We start from the raw sequence: 10,766 nt of genomic DNA, 5'->3' as shown, positions 1-10,766 counted from the left end.
GGTCACCGGCATGATGCGGCGACCGACTCGATCGCTACAGGGGGATCTCGATGGACCCGCCCCTCTTCGCTCCGCTCAGAATCCGGCCCTTCGGGCCAGGGACCCCACTTCGTGGGATTATCTCGCGAAGTGAAGTTTTATTCAGTTGCTGTGTCCCTTCGGGACGGTGCCTTCGGCACCTGATTAGCTCATGTCGGTCCCTTTCTTCTGGTTGTCGAATCCTCAGCCTTGACACTCCAACCCCTTCGGGGTTGTGCCGGACCTTCGGTCCGGGTTGGTCAGCTCGTGGCTTCCCCTGTCCTCATTACGAGCTCATTGAAGCCGTAATTACAATATTACTGATATTTACAATACAGAAAAGTGACTCGGGAATGGACCTCCGCGCACAGAAGGCTTTGTAGCTCTGACCAACATCTTCTCGATAGCGGAACATCCGCGCGCGCATCCACAAGGTTCTAAGTTGAGACCATCGACCGCGAGCTGTGACTGCCACCTCGCCCAACGGAAACTAAATGGAAAACGACGCCACCGCCAGGCACGCTGTTGGACCGTCGGCAAGGGACGCCGAGATCACTGACAGCCCAGTTCGTGGCCGACCAACCAATCAGACAGCGCTGCCTGCCACCCTCCAGCCGAGCGTGCTACCAGATCAGCCGGTTCTCAAGACGCCACACCAACCCAACAGGCTTCATACACCACATGACCCTGACCGCCCGGACACCCGCGTGCCCTACAGGGCCCACGACAGCAAGCACCTCCATAACACCTCCGACAACACAACAAATTTATGCAAAACATGGCAATCACTAGAAATCGACACCAGTCGGGTACTGCCCGTGCTTGATGGGTGAGTTTCTGGGCGGAGTGGGTCTGAGTCGGCAGCAGTCGAAAGTGGTGGCCGCAGGGCGGACGGATACGTACGGTGGCGCTATGGCTCAATTTGTGCCCGGGGTGCGGCTGTGTGCGGTGTTCTATGCGCAGGCGGTGCGGCCGCTGGTGGAAGAGGTACTGCCGGGGGTGCGATACGCGGCGGCGCGGGTCGGGGCCGGATCAGAGGTGCTCGGATACGACACAGAGCAGTCAGTCGACCATGACTGGGGTCCGCGGCTGGAACTGTTCCTGACGGCCACCGATGCCGTCCGATATCAGGAACGACTCTCGCTACTGCTGGCCGACCGGCTGCCGAAACAGATACTGGGCTGGCCGACACATTTCGAGCCGCCCGACGAACGCATACGCGTCATGGCACATACGGACGGGGCGGTCGCGCATCGGGTACTGATCACCGATGTGGGTAGCTGGGCCACACCGCTGCTGGGATACAGCTCGGACGAACGGCCGACGACGCTGAGCTGGCTGTCGATACCCACGCAGACGCTCGCCGAGGTGACCGGTGGGAGCGTGTACCACGACAGCGTCGGTGAGCTGACCGCTCTGCGACGACAGCTGAGCTGGTACCCGGATGATGTATGGCGGTATGTACTGGCAAGCCAATGGACTCGGATCGGGCAGGAGGAAGCGTTCCCCGGCCGGACCGCGCAAGCCGGAGACGACCTCGGCAGCCGCATCGTCGCAGCACGCCTCGCTCGGGAAGTGATGCGGCTGTGTCTGCTACTCGCACGGCGATACCCGCCGTACAGCAAATGGCTCGGAACAGCGTTCGGGCGGTTGCCACAAGCCACGGGGATCGCCCAGGCGCTGCGGGCGGCGCTGAGCGCCGACGACGCTGATGCGCGCCAGGACGCCCTATGCACCGCGTATGAGGCAACGGGCAGGTGGCAGAACAGGCTCGGGCTGGCCGAACCTGTGGACCCGACACGACGGCCGTACCATGACCGGCCGTTCCCGGTGATCGGGGCACAACGATTCGCCGAGGCGCTGCGAGCACGCATCGGCGACCCATGGCTCGCAGGGCTCGCACCCGTTGGCGCTGTGGACCAGTTCATCGACAGTACCGACACGCTCACCCAGGCCGCCCTTGCCCGAGCTGCGACACGAGCCGTACACGCAAGCGGCCCACACACGGACAGACGGTGATCGACAACGGGGCGGGTGGCATAGGTGTGTCGATCGGTTGATGTCACCTTGCTGAGGCGATGCGGCACGGGGTGCGTTCTGGCGGGCGGCGGTCAGGTCGCCGGGTGGCTGCGCTCCTTGACGGTGGCGGCGACGGCGTTCTTCTTGTCGCACCTGGCGGTGATCTCGCTGTCGTTGCCCGGTGAGGCGAGTACTACGCGGACCTGGTCCTTGGGCTGTGGAACGTCCCGCACGGTGTAATCGGGAAGCGGGGCGATGCGTACGACCGTCGGTTTCCTGTTCACGCATGTGATCCGCACGGTTCCGCCGAGCGCGGTGACGTCGGTTCCCGGCAGCACGACGGGCGGCGACGGTGAGGGCGGGGAGGTGCCCGGCGGTGAGGGCGGGTCGTCCGTGGGCGGAACCGATACGGGCGGGCCGGCGGTGATCACGGTGACTGCTCTGCTCGGCGGGGATTGCCGACCTGCGGCGTTGTGCGCCACGACGACGAAGATGTACCGGGTGCCGGCCGTCAGGTTCATGATCGTCGCGGCCGGGGAGCGGGTCCAGCCGGCGTCGGCGCCGTCCTGCATGATGCGGTAGTACGCCACGCCGGCGGTCCCGGGATCGGCCGGAGGCGACCAGGTCAGCGTCACGCTGTTCTGCGTCGCGGCCATGGCGGTCAGATCTTGTGGCGCGGACGGCGGGCTGGATGCCGGGCCCACCGTCACGGGCTGCGGTGGCGGCTGGTCCGTGATCGCCGGCGGTGGCTGCGTGGCGGAGGGCAGCACGGTCGGCAGTGCGCTGGGCTGCGTCGAGGAGCCTACGACGACCGCCGCTTCTGTGGATGATGACGGAGCCGGCGGTCCGGCCGCTGAGGGCCCCTGGGAGGTGCGGTAGACCAGCGCGAGCACGGCCACGGCGGCCACTGATATCACTGACGCCAGGGCCCATGCCCTGCGTCTGGTGCTCGGAACGCCCTGACGTGGCTTGACCGGCGGGACGGGGTCGGCGTCGAGCTTCACCGTGTAGTCCGGGGTCGCCTGCGGTGAAGTGATCGCGTCGTCGCCCGGTGCGGGGGGAGCCGACGGGCCCCGCGTGCCGGCGATCTCGGCGTAGCCGGGCACCGCGTCGGTGGCAGCGCGCGCGGCCAGCCACTGGGCGGTGGCGAGTTCAAGGTGGATCTTCTGGGTGTTCGGGGTGCTGAAGGTGATCACAGTCGGCAGGACGATCCTCTGCCAGGCGGTCCCGGGCAGCGCGAAGCCTTGCTGGATGCCGGTCCACACCTGCGTGAACTCGTCGCGCCCGACCTCGACCCCGTCGATCCGGCTGTCGTCGTGCGGAGCGTCGAAGGCGTCCATCAGCGCGTGGTGGACCTCAAGGCTGCTTCGGCCGTTCACGACGTCGTCGAGCGTGACACCTAGCGTCATGATCAATGTGCGGGCGTTCTGCGCCTCGGCCGGCCATGGCTGAGCCACGTCATCTCCCGTCGTCGGTCGCGGCGATATGCCCGGCGGCCGGTGATCCAAACCTGCTGCGCCCTCGGCGCCGTCGCCGGGGCGCTTGCTCGACGTGCGTATCGAGAAAGCGCCCCGGCGACGGTCAACTCACATGACCGTCAGGTAGGTGTCGAAGGACGACGCGAGCACCCGTCGACGCGAGTACGCCTCGGAGTTGACGCCGTTGTACTCCTCGATGATCACGTATGCGCCGTCGACGCCGGCGACCCAGGCCACGTGCCCGTAGTCCCCTCGGCTGTGCTGGGCGATGGAGCCGACCACGGGTGTGGTCCAGACTGCGCCGCCGTGCTTGGGCGCTTCCTCGTCCCAGTTCTTGGCGTGCCAGTAGTTGGTGACGACGAAGCCCGGCGGGTCGGGGTTCGGATAGTGCCGCCACACTCGCGAGGCGACGAACGAGGTGCACTGCTTGCGCCAGAACCCGTACCGGTCGATCGGTGACCAGCCGCCGTTCCAGGGATAGTCGTCGACCGTGCCGAACGCCAGGATGGTGCCGGTCGAGTCGGGGCCGTAGACGCCGAAGCGGTCGGCGACGACACGGTAGGTGTAGCAGCCTGCCGCGCCGCCGACGCGGTGGGACGTACCCGTGATCATGAAGCCGACCCGGTACCAGGTTGACGTCTTGCAGACCTGTGCCTCCACGGTGTAGCCGGTGGCGTTGGCGACCGCGTTCCACGACACGTCCACGTCGGACGAGTCGACCCGGGGCACCGCCTTGACCCCGCCGGGCCGGCCCGGTGCGGTGATGGTCAGGGTGACCGCGGCGGTGTTGGACGCCGGCGACATGCCGGTCAGGTTCTCGGCCTTGAGGTGGAACTCGTAGCGTTTGCCCGGGGTGAGCAGGCTCATCGTGAACGCGCAGCAGGTGCTCAGCGGGTACTGCGCCTTCGTCCAGGCGCTCTGCCCGGCGATGCGGTAGAAGATCCAGTAGTAGACGCTGCCGGTCGGGCTAGCCGTCCAGGTCAGCCGCGCCGCCGTGTCACCCTGCGCGCTCACCGACAGCCCGCTCGGTGCCTGCGGCAGCGGCGGCATCGGCCTGGCCCCGGCCGCGACCGACGCCGCCGAATCGCCTGCCAGGTTCGTCGCCCGCAGCCGGAACTCGTAGTACGTGCCGTTGCTGAGCAGGCCGGCCGTGAACTGGCAGCACGTGGTGACCGGCAGGGGCAGCCGCTGCCACGTCCCGCCGGCCGGGCGCTGCTCGACCCAGTAGTACACGTTGGGGGTCGGGCTGGCCGTCCAGCGCAGCGTGATCTGCCCGTCGCCCACGATGGCGATCAGGCCCGTCGGTGGCTGCGGCAACGGCGGCAGGGGCCGCGCGCTGGCCACGTTCGAGGCCGCCGAGTCGCCGTGGACGTTGTCGGCCCGCACCCGGAACTCGTACGTCGTGCCGTTGTTCAGCAGCGTCGCGGTGAACACGCAGCAGGTACTCAGCGGATACTGCAGCCGCTGCCAGGTGCCGCCCGCAGCGCGCTGCTCGATCCAGTAGTACACGTTCGCGGTGCCACTGGCCGTCCAGCGCAACGTCACCTGCCCGTCGCCCGCGGTCGCGGTCAGGCCGCTGGGCGCCTGCGGCAGGCCGCCGGTCGCCGTAGCCCGCGCCACGGCCGTCGCCGGGCCCTCACCGCCCGGGTTCTCCGCGGTCACCTTGAACTCGTACACGTGCCCGTGCACCAGCCAGCCCCAGCTGGCCGACGTCCGGTCGGTCGGATACGCCGACTTCGTGAACGACTGACCCGCCGTGACATCGCGCGAGTAGATCCAGTACAGGACGTTGCCCGAGGTGGCGTCCCAGTCCAGGTCGATGCTGCCGTCCCCGGCGGCCGTCGCGCGCAGGTTCGCCGGAGCCGGCGGCTTGGCATAGTTCGCGGTGCCCCGTGCCGCTGCCGACGCGGGGCCGTCGCCGGTCTGGTTGGTGCCCGCGACCTTGAACTCGTACACGTGCCCGTGCGTCAGCAACCCGGCCGTGAACGTGCAGCACGTGCCGACGGGCAGAGACAGCTTCGTGAACGCGGTCTCCCCCGCCGTCACGTCGCGCTGGTACACCCAGTAGTACAGGTCGGCGTCCGGCGCGGTCCAGTTCAGCCGTAGCTCGCCGCCGCTCAGCGACGTCACCGTCAGCCCGGTCACCTGACCGGGCAGCGGCCGCAGCGGCGTCGCCCGAACCGTGTTCGACGCCGCCGACTCCCCCGCCTGGTTCGTCGAGGTCACCCTGAACTCGTACACGTGCCCGTTGGCCAGGTAACCCGCCGTCATCGTGCAGCAGGTCGAGATCGGGATGGGCAGCCGCGTGAACGCGGTCTCCCCCGCCGTCACGTCGCGCTGGTACACCCAGTACCAGGTGTCCGGGCTGCTGCTGGCACCCCAGGTCAGCTGAACCTGGCCGTTGCCGGCCACCGCGGACAGGATGCCCGGCGCAGCCGGCAGCGGATACGACGACACGGCCCTGGCCAGGTTCGACGCCGCCGACTCCCCGCCGGAGTTGCTGGCCACGACCTTGAACTCGTACTCGTGGCCGTGGGCGAGGTAACCGGCGGCCAGCTCGCAGCACGACAGCGGCAGCGGCAGCTGCGTGAACGTCGTCTCCCCGGCGGTCACGTCGCGCTGGAACACCAGGTAGTACACGTTGCTGGCCGGGCCGGACCAGGTCAGCCGGATCGTGCCGTTGCCCTGCGCGACGGCGGTCAGCCCGGTGGGCGTCGGCGGCAGCGCGTAGCGGGCGATCGCACGCACCGGCGCCGACTGCGGCGAGGTGCCGCCGCCGTGGCTGGCCGTGACGGCGAACTCGTACTCGTGGTTGTGTGCCAGCCAGGTGACGTTCAGCGTGGTGTCGCCCGGGTTGGCGTCGTTGACCGCGCTGAACGCCGTCTCGCCCGCCGTCACGTCCCGGCGGAACACGTCGTAGCGCCACGCGTACGGCACCGTGCCCCAGTTCAGGGTGATGGTGCCGTCGCTGCCCGCGACGGCGGTCAGCGCGCTCGGGGCCGGCGGGGCGGCGATGGTCACCGCGACGCTGCGCACCACCGACGCCACGCCCTCGCCCGCGGCGTTGCGGGCGGTGACCCGGAACTCGTACGTGTGGCCGGTACGGAACCCGCCCAGGGTCTGGTTCGCGGCCGTCGGTGACGCGACGCGGGCGAAGTGGGACTGTCCCGCGGTGACATCACGCTGGTAGACGGTGTAGGTCACGCCGCTGCCGGACACCGCGGGCCAGGTGAGGCTCACCGCGCCCGTCGGGTCGCCGGTCGCGGTCAGGCCCGCGGGCGCGGCCGGCACCGCGGCCGGGTCCGGGATCGGCACCGGCCAGGTCACGTCCACGAACCGGGGCCGGTAGATCCGCGCGTCGGCGTACAGATCCTCGCTGACCAGGCTGTGCACGTTGTACGACACCAGCAGCTTGCCGTTCGGCGCCAGGTGCGGGTGCAGGCGCGCGTCGTACACGATCACACCCTCCCGCTGGGCGGGCTCCGGCGCGGTGAACAACTCGACCGGGCCGGTGAACGGGCCGGTCGGGCTGCTGGCCGTGTACGCCACCGCGTGCGCCGCGAACGGGGTGTTGCTCTCCATCGTCACCACGACGTACTGCGAGCCGACCTTCTGCACCCCGAACGCGGTGCCGACCCCCGACAGGGGCAGCCGCGCCGACGCCGCAGCCGAGGCCGACCAGCCGCTGCCGGTCCAGTACTGCCACGCCCCGCTCAGCCCGCCCGCGGGCACCCTGGCCAGGCGGGCGAAACGCATCGCGTCGGCGGCGACGTACTCCGAACCGTAGATGTAGGTGTAGCCGCCGTCCTCCAGCAGCGCCGCGCCCCACGCGACGGTGTCGCCCAGCGGCAGCTCGGTGACGCTGCTGACGGTCAGGCCCGGCAGTGCCATGCTCGCCAGGGCGGTGCCCGTCAGCGCGAAGTCCAGGCCGCCGTCACCGGTCTTGCGATAGCGGTTGACCAGCACCTTCATCGTGCTCGCCTCGACGGTGGCGTCGGCGATCCAGTACCACTCGCCGCTGACCGCCGACGGGATCAGCGACTGCGGGGCGGCGGCCGAGCCGCCGTGCACGGTCGAGGTCAGCGCCGCGCCGTCCTGCACCACCAGCGAATTGTTGATCATCGGGCTGGACCGGGGCCGGCTGAAGTCGGCGTTGACCGCGCCGATCATCGTGTCGGAGAACAACCACGCCACCCGCCCGTCGGGCAGCAACACCGACGCGGTGCTGTCGGCACCGCTCCACCGGCCGCTGGTGTCGCCGTAGCCGGCGAACAGCTGGGTCAGCTGCGCACCGGTCATGCCGCCCGCGGGCGGTGCCGCAGCAGCCGCCGCAGGCCGCACAGCCGGTGCGGTGACCAATCCGATCAGGATTGCCGCCAGTGCCAGACCGGCGGTGTGGCGCCTCCGACGCATGAGCCCTCCCCAGGGGTCGTCGCCGCGCTCTGGCGGCGCGCCGGAAGGCTCGACCGGGGCGCGGGCCGATAAAAGATATCAATACATCGACTGGCTGATGGCCCCTCGCCCGCGATGTGACGAAGTCGCGCTCAGGCGGCCGGGTCACCGGCGGCCAGCAGGGGGTTTGCGTGCACCGTCGCGCCCCGCGACGATACTCGTCGGGCACCAACCGACCATCGCACCAGCCGCACGGCGGCGGCAACTCTCCGATTGCCTTCAGCGGGGCCCTGACCCCTGGCAGACCGCGCTCGTAGACGGCGGCGGCAGGGGCGCGGCAGCCAGCCGCCGAGCTACCGGGCGGTTCAGTGCGGCTGCGGTACGGCCAGCACGGGCGTCGACATCCCACTCGGCACTTCTGGAGATGAAAGTCGACCGCCCTCGATGTGAACCTACTGTCATGCATGACTTCCAAGGCAAATCAGTGCTCATCACCGGCGGCGGCAGCGGCATCGGGCTCGCCACGGCCAAACGGATGCTGGCCGCGGGCGCGAACGTGGCGCTGGCCGGGCGCAGCGGCGAACGCCTGGCATCGGCGGCCAAGGTGCTGGACGCGGGAGACCGGGTGCTCACCGTCCCCACCGACGTCAGTCGGCTCGCCGAGCTCGACAGCCTCGTGGAGTCGGTGCGCGGCCGCTTCGGCAGCCTGCACGGCGTCTTCGCCAACGCGGGCGTCGGCACCGCCGGCCGGGTGGCCCAGGTGACCGAAGACGAGTTCGACCGGGTTGTCGGCATCAACCTCAAGGGCACGTTCTTCACCGTGCAGCGGGCGCTTCCGCTGCTGGAGGACGGCGGCGCGGTGGTGCTGAACTCCTCGTGGACCGCGCACCGCGGGCTGGGCATCGGCTCGCTGTACTCGGCGACGAAGGCGGCCGTCGCGGCGCTGACCGGGTCACTGGCCGCCGATCTGGCCGAGCGCGGCATCAGGGTCAACACCATCACGCCAGGCCATGTCGCGACCGAGATGTTCGAGGGCATCACCGGAGGTTCCGAGCAGGTCCGGGAGATGTTCCGCAGCCAGGTGGCGCTGGGTCGGCTCGGCGACGCCGCGGATATCGCGGAGGCGGTGTACTTCCTGCTGTCGCCGCAGGCGTCGTACGTGACCGGGCAGCAGTTCGTCGTCGACGGCGGCCTGCTCGGCGCGGTCCCCTCAGGTCCCAGTCCCCGCTGAATCAGTGCCCACCGGCGTGTCAAGGAGCATTGTCATGTCCCACAAGAGCCGAGCCGTGGTGCTCGGGGGCAGCATCGCCGGCCTGTTCGCGGCAAGAGTGCTGGCAGAGGCGTACGACGAGGTGTTGGTGGTGGACCGGGACGAGCTGGTCGGGGTGCACGGTCCCCGGCGCGGTCGCCCGCAGAGCCGCCACATCAACGCCATGCATGTGCGCGGACGGGTGGTGATGGAGGAGTTGTTTCCCGGCATCACCGACGAACTGGTGGCCGACCAGTGCCCGACCGGCGACTTCGTCGGCTCGGTGCGCTGGTACTTCCAGGGCAAGCCGGTCAAGCGGGAGGACATCGGGTTCATCGCCGTGCCGGCCACCGCACCGGTGATGGAACGACACATCCGTGAGCGTACGCAGGCGCTGCCCAACGTCGTGTTCCTGGAGCGGCGTGACATCGTCGCACTGGAGATGTCGGCCGACCGCCGCCGGGTGACCGGGGTGCGGGTGAGGCACCTCGTGGACGGCGCGCAGGACGAGGTCGTCCCGGCCGACCTGGTCGTCGACGCGACCGGCCGGGGCTCGCGTACACCCGTGTGGCTGGAGGAGATGGGCTACCCGCGGGTCGAGGAGGAGCGCAAGAAGGTCGGACTGGGGTACGTGACCCAGCACTACGAGATCGACGGCGACCCGCTCGACGGCGACCTGGCCATCATCCCGGTCGCATCGCCCGACCTGCCCCGTGGCGCCATCTTCACCAAGACCGACAACGGCAAGTACGAGCTGACCGCGTACGGGCTGCAGGGCGACCACCCGCCCACCGACCAGGAGGGGTTCTACGCGTTCGTCAAGTCCTTGGCGGCCCCGCACATCCACGACGCGGTCCGTGACGCCCGGCCGCTGGACGAGCCGGTGCCGTTCCGGTATCCCACCACCGTCAGGCGACGCTATGAGCGGATGAGCCGCTTTCCCGAAGGCCTGCTGGTCACCGGGGACGCGGTCACCAGTTTCAATCCGGTGTACGCGCAGGGCATGACGGTGGCGGCACTGTCCGCGCTGATCATGCGCGACCACGTCTACGCCGGTAGCGCACCGCGGCCACTGGACTACTTCCGGGACCTGGCCTCGAACGTGATCGACCCGCCGTGGGACATGACCAACGTGGTCGACCTCAGCTTTCCGGGGGTCGACGGCGAGCGCACGTTCAAGGTGCGGATGCAGCAGGCGTACCTCAACCTCGTTCAGGCCGCGGCGACCCGGGACGTCAAGGTGACCACGGCGTACATGCGCGCGGCGGGCATGCTCGACCGGCCGGAGGCCCTGATGCGTCCGGCGATGGTGCTGCGGGTGCTGCTCGGCGCGGTCTTCAACCGGGGTGAGCCGGTGCGGGACGTGCCGCGGAAGGTGGCGGCGCGGTCGGTGTGAACGCGGCGTGCGGCGGCCTGCGAGTCGCCGCACGCCGTCGGCCGGTGCGTGCCGTGTGTCCGGCGGGCGTCGTCGGTCGCCGGTGAGCCGGCCTGCCGCAGTGGGAGGCGGCGAAGACTGAGCATTTTGGAAGATGCCCGAACGAGGTGCCGCATGCCACCCTGCGTTCTGGCACTGGCCATCAGCTGCGGTCTAGGGTGCCGATCCCGTCCCC

5 protein-coding genes are annotated in these 10,766 nt (G+C 69.5%); 3 read left to right on the top strand and 2 right to left on the bottom strand.

Going from position 1 to position 10,766, the window contains the following annotated elements:
• The first annotated feature begins 930 nt into the window (after nt 1–930).
• Complete coding sequence (locus tag HAV40_RS27070) at nt 931–2,037, top strand: DUF4037 domain-containing protein (protein ID WP_166386041.1); 1,107 nt, start codon at nt 931–933, stop codon at nt 2,035–2,037.
• A gap of 92 nt (nt 2,038–2,129) precedes the next feature.
• Here the strand turns inward: HAV40_RS27070 and HAV40_RS27065 are convergent, their stop codons facing one another.
• Both HAV40_RS27065 and HAV40_RS27060 read right to left on the bottom strand, forming a co-directional pair.
• Nucleotides 2,130–3,494 carry a fibronectin type III domain-containing protein gene (locus HAV40_RS27065; RefSeq protein WP_166386039.1) on the bottom strand — a complete coding sequence of 455 codons (1,365 nt, stop codon included), beginning with the start codon at nt 3,492–3,494 and terminating at the stop codon, nt 2,130–2,132.
• A 129-nt stretch (nt 3,495–3,623) separates the two neighbouring features.
• The gene (locus HAV40_RS27060; protein WP_166386037.1) at nt 3,624–7,928 is read right to left on the bottom strand and encodes a fibronectin type III domain-containing protein; all 4,305 of its coding nucleotides are present in this window, start codon (nt 7,926–7,928) and stop codon (nt 3,624–3,626) included.
• A 439-nt stretch (nt 7,929–8,367) separates the two neighbouring features.
• Here HAV40_RS27060 and HAV40_RS27055 point away from each other — a divergent pair, with 439 nt between their 5' ends.
• Nucleotides 8,368–9,138 (top strand): SDR family NAD(P)-dependent oxidoreductase, encoded by a 771-nt coding sequence (locus tag HAV40_RS27055; protein WP_166386036.1) that lies wholly within the window; start codon nt 8,368–8,370, stop codon nt 9,136–9,138.
• Nucleotides 9,139–9,172: 34 nt separating this feature from the next.
• Nucleotides 9,173–10,552, top strand: a complete 1,380-nt coding sequence (locus HAV40_RS27050) for an FAD-dependent oxidoreductase (RefSeq protein ID WP_166386034.1) — start codon at nt 9,173–9,175, stop codon at nt 10,550–10,552.
• Nucleotides 10,553–10,766 lie beyond the last annotated feature (214 nt).

The organism is Catellatospora methionotrophica, from assembly GCF_011297335.1.
Lineage (GTDB): Bacteria > Actinomycetota > Actinomycetes > Mycobacteriales > Micromonosporaceae > Catellatospora > Catellatospora methionotrophica.
Note: the sequence above shows the minus strand (reverse complement) of the source record. Positions and strands in the feature narration are given on the sequence as shown.

Bases quoted from the DNA above. Each gene is read 5' to 3' on its own strand.
- HAV40_RS27050 (WP_166386034.1), top strand. From the start codon at position 9,173: ATGTCCCACAAGAGCCGAGCCGTGGTGCTCGGGGGCAGCATCGCCGGC.
- HAV40_RS27055 (WP_166386036.1), top strand. From the start codon at position 8,368: ATGCATGACTTCCAAGGCAAATCAGTGCTCATCACCGGCGGCGGCAGC.
- HAV40_RS27070 (WP_166386041.1), top strand. From the start codon at position 931: ATGGCTCAATTTGTGCCCGGGGTGCGGCTGTGTGCGGTGTTCTATGCG.
- HAV40_RS27060 (WP_166386037.1), bottom strand. From the start codon at position 7,928: ATGCGTCGGAGGCGCCACACCGCCGGTCTGGCACTGGCGGCAATCCTG.